Consider the following 18,323-nt stretch of genomic DNA (forward strand, 5'->3'; position numbering starts at 1 on the left):
TGAATCATATACCCTGGCGCTAACTTATCATGCCGCATAAAACCAGAGAAACTGCATTTCCATCACAAAGTACCCATGTTATTTAATGAGGAATCAGCATGAATCTGTTCTCTGGAAAGGTGGCGGCGATTACCGGCGGAAACAACGGCATCGGCCTGGCCGCGGCGAAATTATTGCGCCAACAGGGCGCCAACGTTGCTATCTGCGGACAAAATAAGGCCAGACTGGCACAGGCGGAAAGTGAATTGGGCGTTATGGCCTGCCAAACCGATGTTAGCGATACGCAACAATTAGCCGCCTTTTATGCCGCAACCGCTGAACGTTTCGGCGCTATCGATGTGTTGTTGGTTAACGCTGGGGTATTTGAAAGCCGGCCGTTGGCCGAGGTGGACGAAGCGTTTTTCGATTGGCAATTTCGCGTTAATACCAAGGGCGCCTATTTTTCCGTGCAACAGGCCCTGCCTTACCTGCGCGATGGCAGCGCGATTGTGCTGACCAGTTCAATGGTGCATTCTGCGGGTTGGCCCGGGTGCAGCGTCTATGCCGCCAGTAAAGCCGCCGTGCGCTCACTGGCGCGCAGCTTCGCCGCCGAACTGGCCGTGCGAAATATCCGGGTGAACTCGCTGTCGCCCGGCGTCACACAAACAGCCATGCTGGAATGGCCGGCCATGACGCCGGAACAACGCAGCGCCGGCCACGAGGCGCTGCGCGCGCGCATCCCGCTTGGGCGTTTTGCCGCCCCGGAGCAAATAGCGCAAGCGATGTTGTACCTGGCCAGCCCCGACGGCTATATGACCGGCGGCGATTTATTGGTGGACGGTGGCATCACCACGCTGTAATTCCCACAGGTTGCGATGGATACCGCAGCCTGACTGGCATCAGGCCGTTTTTGCCTCTTCAGCCGCCGCCTGCGCGGCGGTTTTGCGCGCATAGCGCTGCGCCAGCACCGCACAGACCATCAACTGCACCTGGTGGAAAATCATCAGCGGCAGCACCATGGCGCCAACGGCGGCCACCGGGAACAGCACGTTGGCCATCGGCACCCCGTTCGCCAGGCTCTTTTTCGAACCGCAGAAAACGATGGTGATCTCATCGGCGGTATTAAAGCCCAACCAGCGTGCGGCATAGGTGTTCACCACCAGCACAAACGCCAGCAGCACCAGCGACATCACCAAAATCACCAACAGTGACCAGCCGTCAATCTGGTGCCAAATGCCTTCTACCACTGCGGCGCTGAAAGCGGTATACACCACCAGAAGAATTGATGACCGGTCAGTGATATTGATCATCTTGCGATGGCGATCAACCCATTTGCCGATCAGCGGCCGCGCCAGGTGGCCAACGACAAACGGCACCATCAGTTGCAAAATAATCGCGCCAATCGCATGCCACACATCAATGTTGCCGTCCTGGGTGTGCATCAGCGCACCGACCAGCAGCGGTGACAGAAAAACCCCCAGAATGCTGGATGCCGACGCGCTGCAAACTGCTGCCGCCACGTTACCGCCGGCCGCAGAGGTAAAGGCAATCGCCGATTGCACGGTCGCCGGCAAGGCGCACAGATACAGGAAGCCAAGGTAAACCGTGGGCGACATCACCCCCGGCACCAGCAGGTTCATCGCCAGCCCCAGCAACGGGAACAGCGCGAAGGTACTGAGGAATACCACCAGATGCAGTTTCCAGTGCCCCATGCCGGCCATAATCGCCTGGCGCGATAGCTTGGCGCCGTGCATAAAGAACAACAGCGCGATCGCCACCGTGGTCAGGCGATCGAAAAAGACTTTCCAGACCCCTTCACAGGGAAAAATGGAGGCGATGATCACCACCATGACCATCACCAATAAAAATTTATCAATGCGCAAGCGCTGCAGCCAGGACATGTATCGTTTTTCCTCAACGTTGAACAAAAAAATAACGGGTTGGGATGCACCAACCCGCATTGGTTATGATGATTACTCCGGCGGGCAAACTGCGCCCGCCGCCACTAAATCACAGTGCTTCACGGTTTTCGATACGATGGCCGTGAATGCCGGGAAGCAACTTCAAGCTACCGGCAGGGTTTTCCCCTGGCTGGCGGAAGCGATGCCCAGTTCAATCAGCGCCATGACGTCAATCGCCTGGCTGGCCGGCACGGGGTTTTCCCCGATGCCATTAATCGCATCGCGAATAGCAGCATAGTAGGCCGGGTAATTACCTGGAATGGTCAACAGCGGCTTTTCCGCCAGCAGCTCATCTTGTGACAACGTCACCACGCCGTCACGCATATCATACCCCCAGTCGGCCTGTGGCGGCCGCTCGCCGGCTTTCAGCCGAGCTTCCTGCGGATCTTCACCGTATTTGACGTAGCTGCCCTGGGTGCCGTGTACAATAAAACGCGCACTGGCAGAGGCCGCCACCAGCGTGCCATGCAGCACAACGCGGCGTTGGCCATAATTTAACACGGCATGAAAATAGTCCACCGCCTGCGCGCCCGGGCGCAGTTCGCCCAGATCGACATACAGGGTTTGCGGTTTGCCAAACAGCTGCAGCACCTGATCGAGCAAATGCGGGCCTAAGTCGTACCAGATGCCGCTGCCGGCACCGCCCTGTTCGCGCCAACGCTGGCGCACCTGCGGCCGGAAGCGATCAAAATGCGACTCAAGGTAAACCACCTCGCCCAACGTGCCATCTTCCAGCAGCGCTTTGACGGTGAGAAAGTCGCTGTCCCAGCGGCGGTTATGAAACACCGAGAGCAGTTTGCCCGCCTGCGCGGCCTGCTGTTCCAGCGATTGAGCTTGTGACAACGTCACGGTAAACGGTTTATCCACCACCACATGTTTGCCGGCGGCCAGCGCCTGCTGCGCTAATGGGAAGTGGGTATCGTTCGGCGTAGGAATAACGATTAAATCCAGCGACGGATCGGCAAACAGCGCCTGCGGGTTATCGGCCACGGCCATCGCTGGCCAGTCCGCCTGCACTTTCTCGGCGCTGCTGCTGGATATCACAGCCAGCTCCAGGCCCGGCGTGCCGGCAATCAGCGGCGCATGAAATGTTTTGCTGGCAAAACCATAACCCACCAGCCCGACACGAATTTTTTCACTCATGGTGTTTCCTCAAAAGGGCACTTCATCCTCTCTGATTTGACACTATGATGCCGGCGGGAACAAGCGGTAATTCAAGCCACGCGGCCCCAATCCCTTTCACCGGCGATCTTGGCGTTACCGCCGGCTATGCCAGTTAAGAGTGACGAACGCCTTTTTAGCCGTTAAGCTATGCGGCTAATCGCATTGGCACCTTTCTGGAGCGTTATGTCTCAAGCTGAATACACTCGCATCGGCGGCTGGCTACTGGCCCCAATGGCCTATCTGATCGTCACGTTGTTGAGCGCCAGCCTGATGTTGGCCCTGTATACCATGGCTTTCATTACGCCGGAATCGCGTGAATATCTGTTGACCAATGCCCAGGCGTTTACGCTTCAGTGGTATATTTCGCTGGCCACGACGCTGCTGATGTGGTGTTACACGCTGTGGTTGCTGTGGCTGTTCTGCCACCGCTCGCGCCGCTTCCCCAAGCTGTTTATGCTATGGTTACTGCTGACCGTACTGCTGGCGGTTAAAGCCTTTGCCTTCTCGCCGGTGCCGGATGAGGTGGCGGTGCGCGGCCTGTTCTGGCCATTGCTGATGGCCGCGTTGTTGGTGCCGTATATGAAGCGTTCCGTGCGAGTGAAAGGCACCTTTACCGAGCTGTGACGCAGCGAGTGCGCCAAATGCGCTAATGCAGCGTAAAATGTGCGCATCCGGCGCCAAAGCGTGAATATCCCTGCAATTCATATGTTGTCGTTAGGCCGCTGATTCCCGATAATAGGCGGCTTTTATTTTTTTAGGCGTTGCAATGACCGAATACCTGCTGCTGTTTGTTGGCACCGTACTGGTGAATAACTTTGTTCTGGTGAAGTTTCTTGGCCTGTGCCCCTTCATGGGGGTGTCCAAGAAGCTTGAGAGCGCCATTGGTATGGGTATGGCCACCACCTTCGTCATCACGTTGGCTTCAATCTGCGCCTGGATCATCGATCACGCTATCCTGCTGCCGTTGGATCTGGTGTATCTGCGCACCCTGGCGTTTATTTTGGTTATCGCCGTGGTGGTGCAATTCACCGAAATGGTGGTGCGCAAAACCAGCCCGGCGCTGTATCGCCTGCTGGGGATTTTCCTGCCGCTGATCACCACTAACTGTGCGGTGCTGGGCGTGCCGTTGCTGAACATCAACCTTGGCCACAACTTCCTGCAATCCGCCGTATACGGCTTTAGCGCCTCGCTGGGCTTTTCCCTGGTGATGGTGCTGTTTGCCGCCATCCGTGAGCGCCTGGTGGTTGCCGATGTGCCGGCGCCGTTTCGCGGTTCATCCATCGCGCTGATTACCGCCGGGCTGATGTCTCTGGCCTTTATGGGCTTTAGCGGGCTGGTGAAATTCTAATGAGCGCTTTATGGATTGCGATTGCCGCGCTCAGCGCGCTTGGGTTGCTGTTTGGCATGCTGCTCGGCTTTGCCGCGCGCCGCTTCGCCGTGGAAGAAGATCCGGTCGCCGAACAGATCGATGATGTGTTGCCGCAAAGCCAGTGCGGCCAGTGTGGCTACCCCGGCTGCCGCCCGTATGCCGAGGCAGTGGCCAACGGCGAGAAAATCAACAAATGCGCGCCCGGCGGCGAAGGCGTCATGCTGAAGCTGGCCGAACTGCTCAACGTTGAGCCACAGCCGCTGGATGGCGGCGAAGAAGCAAGTAAACCGGTGCGCAAGGTCGCCTATATCGACGAGGCCAGTTGCATCGGCTGCACCAAGTGTATTCAGGCCTGCCCCGTGGATGCCATTGTCGGCGCAACCCGCGCCATGCATACGGTAATTAGCGATCTCTGCACCGGCTGTGATTTGTGCGTTGCGCCCTGCCCGACAGACTGTATTGAAATGCGGCCGGTTGCCACCACTACCGCCAACTGGAAATGGGATATGAAAACAATTCCTGTGCATGTGATTCAGGTGGAGCAACATGTTTAATCTGTTTGCCGCGTTAAAGAAAGACCGCATCTGGGATTTTGACGGTGGGATCCACCCGCCGGAAATGAAAACGCAATCCAGCCGCACGCCGTTGCGCACCGCACCCTTGCCCGAAACTTTCGTGATCCCGTTGCAGCAGCATCTGGGGCCGGAAGGCGAACTGTGCGTTCAGGCCGGCGATCGGGTATTGAAAGGCCAGCCGTTGACCGTGGGCCGAGGCCGCACATTGCCGGTACACGCTCCTACCTCAGGCACCATCAGCGCGATTGCGCCGCATATCACCGCCCACCCCTCCGGGCTGGAGGAGTTGTGCGTGATCATCCAGGCCGACGGTGAAGACCGCTGGTGCCCGTTAGACCCCATCGCTGACTATCGCCAGCACGATGCGGCCGATCTGATCCACCGTATTCACCAGGCCGGGATTGCCGGCCTGGGCGGCGCCGGGTTCCCGACCGCCAGCAAACTGCAAGGCGGGCTGAAAGGCGTCGAGACACTGATCCTTAACGCCGCCGAGTGCGAACCTTATATCACCGCTGACGATCGTCTGATGCAAGAGCACGCGGACCAGATCATCGAAGGCACCGAGATCCTGCGCTACCTGCTGCAGCCGACGACAACGCTAATCGGCATTGAAGACAATAAGCCGGAAGCGATTGCCGCGCTGAAACAGGCGTTACGCGGCAATAAGGCTATCCAGTTGCGGGTGATCCCGACCAAGTACCCCTCCGGCGGTGCCAAACAGCTCACCAAAATTTTAACCGGCAAGGAAGTGCCACAGGGTAAACACTCCTCGGCTATCGGCGTGCTGATGCAAAACGTCGGTACCGCGTTCGCCATCAAGCGGGCGATTATTGACGGCGAGCCGCTGATTGAGCGTGTGGTCACCCTGACCGGCGAGGCTATCCAGCAGCCGGGCAACCTGTGGGCGCGCATTGGCACCCCCGTGCAGCATTTGCTGGCGTTCACCGGCTTCCAGCCGCAAGACCAACAGATGGTGGTGATGGGTGGGCCGCTGATGGGCTTTACCCTGCCGGCCCTCAACGTGCCGATCGTTAAAATCAGCAACTGTATCCTGGCGCCGACCCATAATGAGATCGCAGCGGAAGAGCCTGAACAGTCCTGTATCCGCTGTGGCCTGTGCGTTGACGCCTGCCCGGCCGGCCTGCTTCCGCAACAGCTTTACTGGTTTAGCCGCGGCGAAGAGCATGAAAAAGCCCGCAACCACAACCTGTTCGACTGCATTGAATGCGGCGCCTGTGCCTACGTCTGCCCCAGCAATATTCCCCTGGTGCAGTACTACCGCCAGGAGAAAGCCGAAATAAAAGCGATCGATCAGGAAGCCGCCCGCAACGCAGAAGCCAAAGCACGTTTTGAAGCCAAGCAAGCGCGGCTGGCGCGTGAAAAACTGGCGCGTGAAGAACGCCACCGTAAAGCGGCAGTGAAACTGACCGAGGCCGATCAGGATGTGGTGCAGGCCGCCCTGGCGCGCGTGCGCACCCAGGCGGCACCGGCTAACACGCCCGCCGGCGAGATGGACCAGAGTGCGATGATCGCCGCCCGCGAAGCGCGCAAGGCTCAAGCCCGAGAGCGCCGTGCGCAGCAAGCCTCGCAACCCGCGCCGACTTCCAGCACCGCGGCCGCTGAAGACGATCCACGCAAAGCCGCAGTAGCTGCCGCCATCGCTCGCGTGAAGGCGAAAAAGGCCGCACAGCAGACGGAAGGCACCACAACCGCAGACGTTGCCCAGCCCGCACAAGAAGAGGATCCACGTAAAGCCGCGGTGGCCGCCGCGATTGCCCGTGTGAAGGCCAAAAAGGCTGCTCAGCAGGCGGACAGCGCCGCAACCGCAGACGCTGCCCTGCCCGCACAAGAAGAGGATCCACGCAAAGCCGCGGTGGCCGCCGCGATTGCCCGCGTGAAGGCGAAAAAAGCCGCACAGCAGACGGAAGGCACCAAAACCGCAGACGTTGCCCAGCCCGCACAAGAAGAGGATCCACGTAAAGCCGCGGTGGCCGCCGCGATTGCCCGCGTGAAGGCAAAAAAAGCCGCGCAACAGGCGGAACGCTCTGCGGCGGCCGAGGAAGAGTGACAGGCGCCGTGCCCTGGCGACAGCGAGGCACGGCCGCCGTTAGTCAATTGAAATCAGGTAGGTATAGCTCACATCAATTTCGCGTAGTTTTAAATCCAAATCCCAGGCTTTGATTTCAATGATCTCCATTTCCATACTGCCTTTCACTTCATCACGCAGCCCTGGCATCACGTTGGAGATCAGGTAGGAAAAAAACTCTAAACACTCTTTGGCCGTGCCCTGATGAGAAATCGCCATGTATTCACGTTCTGGCACATGAATAGTTTCAATCTGGTGACCAGAGACAATATCTTGCCGATGTTGCGGATCGACCGCCATCACCAGGTTTGACGAGCATTCACCGGCCGCACTGGGGTTAGGCGTGCGCAAGCTGTAAACCTTGCGGCAATCCACGCTGAGCCCTTTGAAAAAATCATTGAAAATTTCGTCTTTCATCGCCAGGCAGGACGAATGTTCGATCGCCTGTTGCGTATCAAAATCCAAGCGCCGGCTAAACCCCACCAGTTGTAACGCCGGCATTATCTGCCGCCTGATCTCCGGGTAGTAGCCGTTGCCGTATTCCGCGTCAAAGCGAAAACGCGGCATCAGTTTACTGACGTCCCAATGTTCCATCGAACGGTAACGGTTGGGCGTGGTGCCAAAACGCTGTTTGAACATGCGGGTAAAGGTTTGTTGCGAATCAAAGCCCAGCTCATCAGAGATATCAATAATGGAACGGCGCGTGATGCGCAACGCGACGGCGGCGCGCGTCAGGATCCGCAGACGGATGTAGGTCGCAAGCTGCACACCGGTGGTGCGTTTAAACTTCCGCTGCAAATGCCATTTCGAATAGCCAGAGATACGAGCCACCTCATCAAGACTTGGGCGCTGCTCCAGGTGCAGCTCTACCCACTCAATGAGTTCTTCAATAAAAAAAACGGCTTCTTTCGTCATTAGAATTCATTCACTACTGAGTAAGGAATAGGATAATAATCCGTAAGGATCAGGTGAAAGTTGTTATTTTGTGCGACCATGTTTAAAAATAATATTATATTCATTAAGTTACAACACTAATCGTAACTCATTGAGCCTAAAGGGCTGCGTTAGCACTTTCTGGCGAACCGTTACGGTGCTCCGTGGCGCGGCAGAAGAACACCGCGGCGAAAAGCGCCACATCGGGCCGGCCACGGCGAAAAACCCCTATATCCCTATGATTAAGACGTATTACCCACGCGATGATTGCGGTAGAATGCGGCGCTAGAATTTTTCCGGCGCCCCGCTTGGCGCATGAACATGCCGTGAGTATGGCAAAGATAGGTGCAGTGACTGTATGAAGTTCAGGCCAGTACAACAGACAGCCGCCAAAGGCTTACACATCGCCAGTTCCCCTTTCACCCACAACCAGCAAAGCACCAGCCACATTATGTTGTGGGTCATGCTGGCCTGTATTCCGGGGATGGTGGCACAGTTGTGGTTCTTTGGCTATGGCACCCTGGTGCAGACCGCGTTGGCGATGGCCGTGGCGCTGTTGGCCGAAGGCGCCATTCTGGCGCTGCGCAAGCAGCCGGTGCGCGTACGGCTGGCGGATAACTCCGCACTGCTGACCGCATTGCTGCTCGGCGTCAGCCTGCCCCCGCTGGCGCCGTGGTGGATGATCGTTATCGGCACCGTGTTTGCCATCGTCATCGCCAAGCAGCTGTACGGCGGCCTGGGGCAGAACCCCTTCAACCCGGCGATGGTGGGCTATGTGGTGTTATTGATTGCTTTCCCGGTGCAGATGACCAGTTGGCTGCCGCCGGAAGCGCTGCGCGCCAGCGCACTGCCGTTCCAGGATGTCATCATGACCATTTTCAGCGGCCATACGCTGCAGGGCGCCACCATGCACGAACTGCAGATGGGGGTTGATGGCATAAGCCAGGCCACGCCGCTCGACGGCTTTAAAACCGGCCTGCGCAGCGGCCACTCGGTCGAACAGCTCCTGCAACAGCCGATGTTTGGCGGCCTGTTGGCCGGTATCGGCTGGCAGTGGGTAAATATCGGCTTCCTGGCAGGCGGATTGTTTATGCTCGGCCGGCGGTTGATCCACTGGCAAATCCCCGGCAGTATGCTGCTTACGATCGCCGTCTGCGCTACGCTGGCCTGGTGGATTAACCCCGCACACCAGGCGCCGCCGCTGGTTCACCTGTTTTCTGGCGCCACCATGATCGGCGCGTTCTTTATCGCCACCGATCCGGTCAGCGCCTCGACCACGCCGCGCGGCCGTCTGATTTATGGTGCGCTGATTGGCCTGCTGGTGTGGCTTATCCGCGTCTATGGCGGTTACCCTGACGGGGTGGCGTTCGCCGTGCTGTTGGCCAACATCACCGTGCCGCTCATCGACCACTACACGCGCCCACGCGTGTATGGCCAACGCTAAGGAGCCATGATCATGATGTTGAGTTCAATGAGAAAACATGGCACCCGCTTGGCGATATTTGCCGCGGTCACCACCGGGCTAACGGCAGTGGTTAATGCGCTAACGCAGAAAACCATTGCCCATCAATCGGCGCTGCAGCAGCAGGCGCTGCTCGATCAGGTCGTGCCGCCGGAACACTACGATAACCACATGCAGGCCGACTGTTTTCTGGTCAGCGATCCTGCCCTCGGCAATGCCGCGCCGCACCGCCTGTACCTGGCGCGTAAACATGGCCAACCGGTGGCGGCGGCTATCGAAACCACCGCGCCGGACGGTTATTCCGGTGCGATCCAACTGTTGGTGGGGGCGGATTTCAGCGGCACCGTGTTGGGCACCCGCGTCGTGGAGCACCACGAGACCCCGGGCCTGGGGGATAAAATCGAGCTGCGCATCAGCGATTGGATCACCTTTTTCAGCGGCCAGAAAATCACCGGCCCGGATGACGCTCGCTGGGCAGTGAAAAAAGACGGCGGGATGTTCGATCAGTTCACCGGTGCGACCATCACGCCGCGCGCGGTGGTTAACGCCGTGCGCCGCACAGCATTGTACCTGGAAACGCTACCGCCTAAACTTGATACCTTACCTTCCTGTGGAGCCAGCGAATGAGTGAAGCCAAAGAGTTAATCGTTCAGGGGTTATGGAAGAACAACTCCGCGCTGGTTCAGTTGTTGGGCCTGTGCCCGCTGCTGGCGGTCACCTCAACTGCCACCAACGCGCTGGGGCTGGGGCTGGCGACCACGCTGGTGCTGACGCTGACCAACGCCTCCATTTCTGCCGTGCGCCGTTGGGTGCCGAATGAAGTGCGTATTCCGATTTACGTGATGATTATTGCCGCGGTGGTGAGTATCGTTCAGATGCTGATCAATGCCTACGCCTTCGGTTTGTATCAATCGCTGGGGATTTTTATCCCGCTGATCGTCACCAACTGTATCGTGGTGGGCCGTGCCGAAGCGATCGCCTCGCGCAAGCCTGTCGGCCTGTCGGCACTCGATGGCTGCGCCACCGGCCTGGGGGCGACCTGCGCGATGTTCGTGCTGGGTTCGCTACGTGAGCTGCTGGGCAACGGCACGCTGTTTGACGGCGCCGATATGCTGCTGGGCAGTTGGGCCAAAGTGTTGCGGATTGAAGTGGTGCACTTCGACAGCCCGTTCCTGCTGGCGATGCTGCCGCCCGGCGCATTTATCGGCCTGGGCATGATGCTGGCGGCCAAATACCTGATTGATGAAAAAATGAAAGCGCGCAAAGCCAAAGCGGCGCTGGCTGAAACCAACCTGGCGCATGGGCAGGCAGAGAAAGCGTAATGAATAAAGAAAAACGCCGGGAAATTCTCACCCGTTTACGTGATAACAACCCACACCCGACCACCGAACTGGTGTACACCACCCCGTTCGAGCTGCTGATCGCCGTGCTGCTTTCGGCGCAGGCAACTGATGTCAGCGTCAACAAAGCCACGGCCAGGCTGTATCCGGTGGCCAATACCCCCGCCGCCATACTGGCGCTGGGGGTTGATGGGGTAAAGGAATACATCAAAACCATCGGCCTGTTTAACAGCAAGGCGGAAAACGTCATCAAAACCTGCCGTATTCTGCTGGAACAACACGGCGGCGAAGTGCCGGAAGACCGCGCCGCGCTGGAGGCTCTGCCTGGCGTGGGGCGCAAAACCGCCAACGTGGTGTTGAACACCGCCTTTGGCTGGCCAACCATTGCCGTCGATACGCATATCTTCCGCGTTTGCAACCGGACGCGTTTTGCGCCGGGGAAAAACGTCGAGCAGGTGGAAGAAAAGCTGCTGAAGGTGGTGCCGGCGGAATTCAAGGTTGATTGCCACCATTGGTTTATTCTGCACGGCCGCTATACCTGTATCGCCCGCAAACCGCGCTGCGGCTCCTGCATTATTGAAGATCTGTGCGAATTTCCGGAAAAGATCTACCCCGAAGCCTAACCCCACCCGGGCGCGCCGGCGCCCATCGTTCCCCTGCATTCATCTGAACTGCGGCGCGCACTTACCGCCCACGGCCGCCATCGATCCGAGAAACTCTTCTCGTTTAATTAATTCTCGACAAGAATTATGGCAAAAAAATAGCCGATCGGCACATACCACACAGCCTAAATGCCAGACAAACACACGCTATAAAAAATCAGACGATAAAACGCCAAAAAAGCAAAATTACCAGAATAACAATCCGACAATTAATAATTAAACGGAATTAAATAAATGTAAAATTTAAAAACACAGGGTAATGCGCTAACAAAAACAAAGCAGGCTCTCAGCTAATATAAAAACCTACAGATCAAGGAAATACCCTATTTTATACGATATATTTTTTCAATTTGTTCACATAAAACCATAAAACTGATATGTAACCAGATATAAAAAAGTGATTGCCCCGTTGACAAAGATCGTGAACATTACGCGGCTATGTTGTGCGAAACCCTACGGAAGAAGTACCGCCCTCACCGTATTCGCCGTGATTTTCACTACTTTATACGCTTAATAAAAAAAGAGGCATTCGTGTCGACAGCAAACAACTCACAACCTGAAAACGTTAGCCTTAACGCGTTCAAACAACCACGGGCGTTTTACCTGATATTCTCCATCGAACTGTGGGAACGCTTCGGCTATTACGGCCTGCAAGGCATCATGGCCGTTTATCTGGTCAATATGCTCGGCCTGAGCGAAGCCGAGTCAATTACCCTGTTCTCCTCGTTCAGCGCGCTGGTGTACGGTTTTGTCGCCATCGGCGGCTGGCTGGGAGATAAAGTGCTGGGAACGAAACGTGTCATTGTGCTTGGCGCGCTGGTGCTGGCCGTGGGCTATGCGATGGTGGCGTATTCCGGCCACGACATCTTCTGGGTCTACCTGGGCCTGGCAACCATCGCGGTAGGTAACGGCCTGTTCAAGGCGAACCCGTCTTCGTTGCTTGCCACCTGCTACGCCAAAGATGATCCTCGTCTTGATGGCGCCTTTACCATGTACTACATGTCGGTCAATGTGGGCTCGTTTTTCTCAATGCTGGCAACCCCTTGGCTGGCCGCGCATTACGGCTGGAACGTGGCGTTTTCGCTGAGCGTGCTCGGCATGCTGTTAACCCTGATTAACTTTATGTTCTGCAGAAAATGGGTCCGGGCACATGGCTCAACACCGGACTTCGCCCCGCTGCAGGTAAAAAAGCTGCTGCTGGTTTTGGCCGGTGTGGTTGCTCTGGTTGCGGTCTCCAGTTGGTTGCTGCATAACCAAAGCGTGGCGCGCTGGGCGCTGGCGGTGATTTCGCTGGGCATTGTGATCATTTTTGCCAAAGAAACCTTTGCGCTGCGCGGGGCGGCCCGGCGCAAAATGATCGTCGCATTCCTGCTGATGCTGGAAGCGGTGGTATTTTTTGTGCTGTACAGCCAAATGCCGACGTCGTTGAACTTCTTTGCCATCCATAACGTGGAACACGCTATCTTTGGTATCCGCTTTGAGCCGGAGCAATACCAGGCCTTGAACCCGTTTTGGATCATGGTGGCCAGCCCTATTCTGGCCACCCTGTACAATAAAATGGGCGATCGCCTGCCGATGCCGCACAAGTTCGCTTTCGGCATGGTGCTGTGCTCCTGTGCGTTCCTGGTGCTGCCGTTGGGCGCCAGCTTCGCCAACCAACAAGGCATTGTTTCGGTCAACTGGCTGATTCTAAGCTATGCGTTGCAAAGCGTTGGCGAGCTGATGATCTCCGGCCTGGGCTTGGCGATGGTGGCGCAGTTGGTGCCGCAGCGCCTGATGGGCTTTATCATGGGCTCGTGGTTCCTGACTACTGCCGCAGCGGCCATTATCGCCGGTAAAGTGGCCGGCATGACTGCAGTGCCGAACGATATCACCGATTCCAATGCTTCACTGGCCGTTTATAGCCATGTGTTTATGCAAATCGGTGTGGTTACCGCCGTCATCGCACTTTTGATGCTGCTGACGGCGCCAACACTGCACCGCATGACGCGCGATACGGCGCAAGACAACGATACCGGCACGCAGCCTGCGCTCGCCAATTAAGCCGGTAGCAAGCAGCAAAAAAGCGGGGTAACCCGCTTTTTTATTAAAATTCCACCGGATCCGCTACATCACAATACCGGCAGCATAAGCTATTGTGACATTGTCACCTAAAATCGATAGCCAGCGTTATCGTTAATGCTCATTTGCTATCCGCGCCCAGGTGTGCCCACAGAAATTCGCTGACCAGCGCAGTGTGAAAAGCGGCCTGTTTTTTATCCGCAGCGGCGCTGTGCCCGCCTTCGGTATTTTCATAGAAATAGGCCTGCGAATACCCTAACTGCTGCATGTGCGCCGCCATTTTGCGCGCATGTGCCGGGTTGACGCGATCGTCACTGGTGGCGGTATAAAACAGCACCGGAGGATAGGCCTTATTCGGCTGCACGTTATGGTATGGCGAGAAGGTGCTGATATATGCCCACTCCTGCGGCTTTTCCGGATCGCCGTATTCCGCAATCCAGGACGCGCCGGCAGAAAGTTGTGTGTAACGCCGCATATCCAGCAACGGCACTTCACACACGATGCAGCCGAACAGTGCGGGATACAGCGTCAGCATATTGCCCACCAACAACCCACCATTACTGCCGCCGCGCGCGCCCAGTTTTTGTGACGACGTCACTTTTCGCGCAATAAGATCCTCGGCAACGGCGGCAAAATCCTCATAGGCGCGGTGGCGTTTATCCTTTAGCGCCGCCTGGTGCCACAGCGGGCCAAACTCGCCGCCGCCGCGGATATTAGCGATCGCGTAAACCCCGCCGCGCGCCAGCCATGCCGGCCCCTGGTTAGCCAAATAGCTTGGCTGCAGCGCAACTTCAAAACCGCCGTAGCCATAGAGCAAGGTCGGGTTGTTACCATCCAACACCATGTCCTTCGAGGCAATCTGGAAATACGGAATTGCCGTGCCGTCCTTCGACACTGCGAAATGCTGGCTCACCTGGTAACCCGCCGCGTCGAAATCGTGCGGCGCCTGCTTGAGCAACTGCGGCTCATCGACGCTGTCAAGGTCGCCCAAATACAGCGAGGTAGGCTGCAGGAAGCCGCTGGTCGTCAGAAAATAGGCATTGCTTTCATCATCCACCCCACCTGCCGAGATGCTGCTAAGCTCTCCCGGACGGCCCAATGGCTTACGCTGCCATGCGCCCTGCTGCGGCGTCAGCACCTCCAGCCTGTTGACCACGTTTTCCATAATGCTGAGGATAAGATGGTCACGGGTGCTGCTGTAACCGCTTAACGCCGCGCGCGCCGTCGGGGTAAACAACACCGTCAGTTCGCGTTTGCCCGCCAGATAGTCGGCAAAGTTCACCGCCAGCAGCGAACCGGAAGGATAACTGGCCGCGCCAACCTGCCACTGGCTGGCCGGTTTAATCAACAACCATTCACGGTGGCTGCCGGTTTCAGCATCGAGCGGCACATCCAGTTTGATTTTGTGGTCTTGCTCATCCAGCACGAAGACTTCACGCTGATAGAAATCCACAATGCGTATCACATAGTCGCGTTCGAAGCCCGGCGTGTGATCGTGATAAGCATAAGCCCGCATATCCGTCATTTGCCCTTCATACAGGGTTTCGGCGGCTTCCAGCGGCGTGCCCCGCCGCCAGCGTTTGGCAATCCGCGGGTAGCCGGAATGCGTCAACGATCCCGGCCCAACGTCGGTAGCGACGAAAAGCCGATCGCGATCGATCCACGACACCACGCTTTTGGCCACCGGCAGCGAAAATCCCCCCTCAACGAAGCGTTTCTCCACCAGATCGAACTCGCGCATGGCCGAAGCGTCCCCGCCGTCCGGCGACAGAAACACCAGGCAATAGCGGTATTCCGGCGCAAGAGGCTGCGAGCCGTGGAAGACCCAATCCACGCCTTCCGCTTTGCCTAATGCGTCGATATCCAGCACGGTTTCCCACTGCGGTTTGTCTTTACGGTATTCATCAAGCGTGATGCGCCGCCACAGCCCGCGCGGATTATGCTCATCCTGCCAAAAGTTGTAATAGGCATCGCCATATTTGGCTACCCACGGGATCTGGGTCTCTTTGTTCAGGTTATCCAATACCTGTTTTTCAAGGCGCGGGAAGTTGTCCCCCTGGGCGAACTGCGCCAGCGTGTGCTGGTTCTGTTGCGCAACCCACGCCAGTGCGGATTCCCCCTGCAGGGCTTCCAGCCACAGGAAGGGATCGTCTGAAGATACAGGGTGGGCCTGCGCCAGATCCTGGCGTGGTGAGTTTGGTAATGAAGGCATAGTGAATATCGCTCCTGCTGTTTTCCACGGGATTATCAGGGCCAACGCGGCGCCAATACGCCTGATGGGAGAGGTAGAGTCCGTCGCTTACAAGGTAGCATTCGGCGATGTGAAGTCAAAGCCTGTGCGGGTGCAACGCGTTACGTTAACGCGGCCAAAGTTGCTGCAGGATAAAACCAGACTCACCGGCCGGCACCGGCAGGCCCAATGCCCTTGCCGCCAGCTCCGCTACGCGAAAATCGATATCCGCCAGTTGGCCATCTTCCAGAAACCAGGCGGCGGAAAGCCCGGCCCAGGCCAGGATCCATTGCAGCAGGCGCTGCCGATCAATCTGCGCTATGTGGCACACCTGCTCAACGCGCCGCGCGAAGATGGCCGGATCGGTGGCGACACCATAGTTGGGGTTACAAAAGAGATTGGCATAGTCGAAGCAGCGTTCGCCATACAGGCGCTTGGGATCGATCGCCAGCCAGCCGCGCGTGCCGAAATCCAGCACGTTATCGTGATGGATATCCCCGTGCAATACGCTTTGCTGCCGCGGGCTGGCCAGCAGCTCCGCCGCGGAGGTGGCGCACAGGCGCAGCATGCCTTCGTGGGCCTGCGCCGCGGGCCACAGAGCGGCAAACCAGTGATGCAATGGGATCAACGCCGGCAAGGGCTGTGGGCGCGGCGCATGCAAGCGGGCAATCACGCGGCATAAAATCTCCGTCGCTTGGGTATCGTGCCCTTCACGTACCATCTGCGCCAGCGATAACGCGCCCTGCGCCCGTTCCAGCAACAGACCGTCGTGGTGCCATGCCAGCACCTGCGCCGCCCCCTGGCCCTGCCACCAGCACATCAGCAAGCCGCCGAACTTTTCTTCCTGCTCATGCGCGACTTTCAGCATTGCCGCTTTTCCCTGGTAGCGCACCGGCAACAACAGGCTACTGTGGGTGGCAAACGGCTGCCCATCCGTCTGCAGTTGCCAACGCTGTAGATAGGGAAGAAACGCTGGGTTCATGGCCGGATCAATCGTTGACGAACGCCCCCCCGATTACAGCGTGGTGACTTCATCAACCCAGTGGTGGAATACGTAAGGATCGGATATCAGGCCAAAGGCCTCATCCTCCGGGTAAGTCACGGCGACCTGGTACTGTTTGCCGGCGAAATTTTTAATGGCCGGTAGCGAAGCCCAATAGGTCGCCAGGAAAAAATGGGCATACTCCCCCTGCACCTCTTCCCGGACAAATGCGCCACAGTTACCGGCGGTTGCTTTAGCATGCTGCACACCGGTGGCGTTCAGGTGTGCGGCGAATCCCTTGCGATGCTGTAATGGCACGCAGCCGTGCCAGGTCCGGACGATCATACCCACCCCGCATTGAATAAAAACCCACAATAGATGAATAAATAACTTATCATTCTCGCGAATGAATTCAATACGCAGCCACAGGTAAATTTCTGCGCACCACAATAAAAATAGCGCGCCGGACAGCAGAGTGCTCTGCCGCCGGCGTGAAGATTCTGGTAATTTATAATGAGCTGTAGTTTTACGATGGTTACCTATGCAAAAAAAGCCCGTTCTGGATGAAGCCCGGCAGTTGAAACGCCTTAATGCCGCCACGCGCAGGCAATCCCACCTCTATAAGTGGATTTGCTTTATCGCGGCGCTGGATGCGTTGCTGATCGTTTGTTACGACCAAGATGTGCGCAACATTACCTTTTCGTCAATTGTCGCGCTGGTCTGCGGCTATTTGTGGATCCGCGATCGCAACAAAGCGCGGGCCTATCGGCGGGAGTACGACAGAAAATTTGGCAAAAACAGTGGCAATACGCCCCCCTAAAAGGATTATGCGATGCATTTACCGCCTGAGGAATGGCTGGCCCCTTTCGCCCCCTACCAATCATTAGCACGGCGGCTCTTGCCAGAAGCCTTCAGCGCTGTAGACGGCGCCCATGACGTGGCGCACCTGCAGCGCGTGTGGAAAAACGCCAGCCGCATCCAGCAACAAGAAGGCGGCGACCGGCGCATTTTGTGCGCCGCGGTCCTACTGCATGACTGCGTCACGGTTGAAAAAAACTCCCCCCAGCGGCCGCTGGCCTCACGCCTGGCGGCGCAAAAAGCCAGCAGGCTATTGGCGCAACTGGGCTGGCCGAACGCAGATATCCATGCCGTTGCCCATGCGATCGAGGCCCACAGCTTTTCTGCGGCCATCGCGCCAGAAACGCTGGAAGCCAGGATCGTGCAAGACGCCGACAGGCTAGATGCGATCGGTGCGATTGGCATTGCGCGCTGCTTTTATATCGCCGGGCGCTTGGGCAGATCACTGTACGACGCCGCCGATCCGCTGGCACAGCACCGGCAATACGATGACAGCCGTTTCACTCTCGACCATTTTCACACCAAGCTCTTCAAACTGCAGACCGGGCTCCAGACCGCAGCCGGCCGCCAAATGGCCGCATCACGCACTGAACGTATGCGGCAGTTTCTGGATAATGTGTTGGATGAGATCTGAGCCGGTGCGGAGCTTATCGCCCCGCCG

At 57.4% G+C, this 18,323-nt stretch carries 18 protein-coding genes; 12 read left to right on the top strand and 6 right to left on the bottom strand.

Annotated elements, in window-relative coordinates; translation table 11 throughout:
* The first annotated feature begins 98 nt into the window (after positions 1-98).
* Positions 99-839, top strand: coding sequence for an SDR family NAD(P)-dependent oxidoreductase (locus tag ABFX35_RS08420; protein WP_346080295.1), 741 nt, complete (start codon positions 99-101; stop codon positions 837-839).
* Positions 840-878: 39 nt separating this feature from the next.
* Here ABFX35_RS08420 and ABFX35_RS08425 read toward each other — a convergent pair whose 3' ends face one another.
* Both ABFX35_RS08425 and ABFX35_RS08430 read right to left on the bottom strand, forming a co-directional pair.
* Positions 879-1,880 carry a bile acid:sodium symporter family protein gene (locus ABFX35_RS08425; RefSeq protein ID WP_346080297.1) on the bottom strand — a complete coding sequence of 334 codons (1,002 nt, stop codon included), beginning with the start codon at positions 1,878-1,880 and terminating at the stop codon, positions 879-881.
* A 162-nt stretch (positions 1,881-2,042) separates the two neighbouring features.
* Positions 2,043-3,083 carry an oxidoreductase gene (locus ABFX35_RS08430; protein ID WP_095848632.1) on the bottom strand — a complete coding sequence of 347 codons (1,041 nt, stop codon included), beginning with the start codon at positions 3,081-3,083 and terminating at the stop codon, positions 2,043-2,045.
* Between the two features lie 204 nt (positions 3,084-3,287).
* Here ABFX35_RS08430 and ABFX35_RS08435 point away from each other — a divergent pair, with 204 nt between their 5' ends.
* The 4 genes from ABFX35_RS08435 to rsxC all read left to right on the top strand — a co-directional run bounded on the left by ABFX35_RS08435 (position 3,288) and on the right by rsxC (position 7,116).
* Positions 3,288-3,728 (top strand): DUF2569 domain-containing protein, encoded by a 441-nt coding sequence (locus ABFX35_RS08435; protein WP_095848631.1) that lies wholly within the window; start codon positions 3,288-3,290, stop codon positions 3,726-3,728.
* A gap of 142 nt (positions 3,729-3,870) precedes the next feature.
* Positions 3,871-4,452: an electron transport complex subunit RsxA gene (rsxA, locus tag ABFX35_RS08440; RefSeq protein ID WP_095848630.1), complete on the top strand. Its 582-nt coding sequence runs from the start codon at positions 3,871-3,873 to the stop codon at positions 4,450-4,452.
* Positions 4,452-5,027, top strand: a complete 576-nt coding sequence (gene rsxB / locus ABFX35_RS08445) for an electron transport complex subunit RsxB (protein WP_095848629.1) — start codon at positions 4,452-4,454, stop codon at positions 5,025-5,027. Before rsxA ends, rsxB begins: the two co-directional genes overlap by 1 nt.
* Complete coding sequence (rsxC, locus tag ABFX35_RS08450) at positions 5,020-7,116, top strand: electron transport complex subunit RsxC (protein WP_346080300.1); 2,097 nt, start codon at positions 5,020-5,022, stop codon at positions 7,114-7,116. The genes rsxB and rsxC overlap by 8 nt, the downstream gene beginning before the upstream one ends.
* Positions 7,117-7,155: 39 nt before the next feature.
* On the opposite strand, the gene ABFX35_RS08455 is transcribed toward rsxC, so the two are convergent.
* Positions 7,156-8,049 carry a helix-turn-helix domain-containing protein gene (locus ABFX35_RS08455; protein WP_346080302.1) on the bottom strand — a complete coding sequence of 298 codons (894 nt, stop codon included), beginning with the start codon at positions 8,047-8,049 and terminating at the stop codon, positions 7,156-7,158.
* A gap of 376 nt (positions 8,050-8,425) precedes the next feature.
* Between ABFX35_RS08455 and rsxD the strand changes: the two genes are divergently transcribed.
* The 5 genes from rsxD to dtpA all read left to right on the top strand — a co-directional run bounded on the left by rsxD (position 8,426) and on the right by dtpA (position 13,574).
* Positions 8,426-9,511: an electron transport complex subunit RsxD gene (gene rsxD, locus ABFX35_RS08460; RefSeq protein WP_346080303.1), complete on the top strand. Its 1,086-nt coding sequence runs from the start codon at positions 8,426-8,428 to the stop codon at positions 9,509-9,511.
* Positions 9,512-9,526: 15 nt separating this feature from the next.
* Positions 9,527-10,156 carry an electron transport complex subunit RsxG gene (gene rsxG / locus ABFX35_RS08465; RefSeq protein WP_346080904.1) on the top strand — a complete coding sequence of 210 codons (630 nt, stop codon included), beginning with the start codon at positions 9,527-9,529 and terminating at the stop codon, positions 10,154-10,156.
* Complete coding sequence (locus ABFX35_RS08470) at positions 10,153-10,851, top strand: electron transport complex subunit E (RefSeq protein WP_095848625.1); 699 nt, start codon at positions 10,153-10,155, stop codon at positions 10,849-10,851. Before rsxG ends, ABFX35_RS08470 begins: the two co-directional genes overlap by 4 nt.
* A complete protein-coding gene (gene nth, locus ABFX35_RS08475; RefSeq protein ID WP_346080305.1) occupies positions 10,851-11,492 on the top strand; it encodes an endonuclease III in 642 nt (213 codons plus the stop codon). The genes ABFX35_RS08470 and nth overlap by 1 nt, the downstream gene beginning before the upstream one ends.
* Positions 11,493-12,062: 570 nt before the next feature.
* Positions 12,063-13,574, top strand: coding sequence for a dipeptide/tripeptide permease DtpA (dtpA, locus tag ABFX35_RS08480; RefSeq protein ID WP_279028995.1), 1,512 nt, complete (start codon positions 12,063-12,065; stop codon positions 13,572-13,574).
* A gap of 139 nt (positions 13,575-13,713) precedes the next feature.
* On the opposite strand, the gene ABFX35_RS08485 is transcribed toward dtpA, so the two are convergent.
* From ABFX35_RS08485 to ABFX35_RS08495, 3 genes are all read right to left on the bottom strand, one after another.
* Positions 13,714-15,804 carry a prolyl oligopeptidase family serine peptidase gene (locus tag ABFX35_RS08485; RefSeq protein ID WP_346080306.1) on the bottom strand — a complete coding sequence of 697 codons (2,091 nt, stop codon included), beginning with the start codon at positions 15,802-15,804 and terminating at the stop codon, positions 13,714-13,716.
* A 145-nt stretch (positions 15,805-15,949) separates the two neighbouring features.
* Positions 15,950-16,804 (bottom strand): aminoglycoside phosphotransferase family protein, encoded by an 855-nt coding sequence (locus tag ABFX35_RS08490; protein WP_346080307.1) that lies wholly within the window; start codon positions 16,802-16,804, stop codon positions 15,950-15,952.
* Between the two features lie 33 nt (positions 16,805-16,837).
* On the bottom strand, positions 16,838-17,149 hold the full coding sequence (locus ABFX35_RS08495; protein WP_095849179.1) for a hypothetical protein: 312 nt from the start codon (positions 17,147-17,149) through the stop codon (positions 16,838-16,840).
* Positions 17,150-17,345: 196 nt separating this feature from the next.
* Here ABFX35_RS08495 and ABFX35_RS08500 point away from each other — a divergent pair, with 196 nt between their 5' ends.
* Together ABFX35_RS08500 and ABFX35_RS08505 are read left to right on the top strand one after the other, a co-directional pair.
* Positions 17,346-17,624 (top strand): hypothetical protein, encoded by a 279-nt coding sequence (locus tag ABFX35_RS08500; RefSeq protein ID WP_095848620.1) that lies wholly within the window; start codon positions 17,346-17,348, stop codon positions 17,622-17,624.
* Between the two features lie 12 nt (positions 17,625-17,636).
* Complete coding sequence (locus ABFX35_RS08505; RefSeq protein ID WP_095848619.1) at positions 17,637-18,296, top strand: HD domain-containing protein; 660 nt, start codon at positions 17,637-17,639, stop codon at positions 18,294-18,296.
* Positions 18,297-18,323: the final 27 nt, after the last annotated feature.

The sequence above is a fragment of the Gibbsiella dentisursi genome (assembly GCF_039539505.1).
Classification (GTDB): Bacteria; Pseudomonadota; Gammaproteobacteria; order Enterobacterales; family Enterobacteriaceae; genus Gibbsiella; species Gibbsiella quercinecans.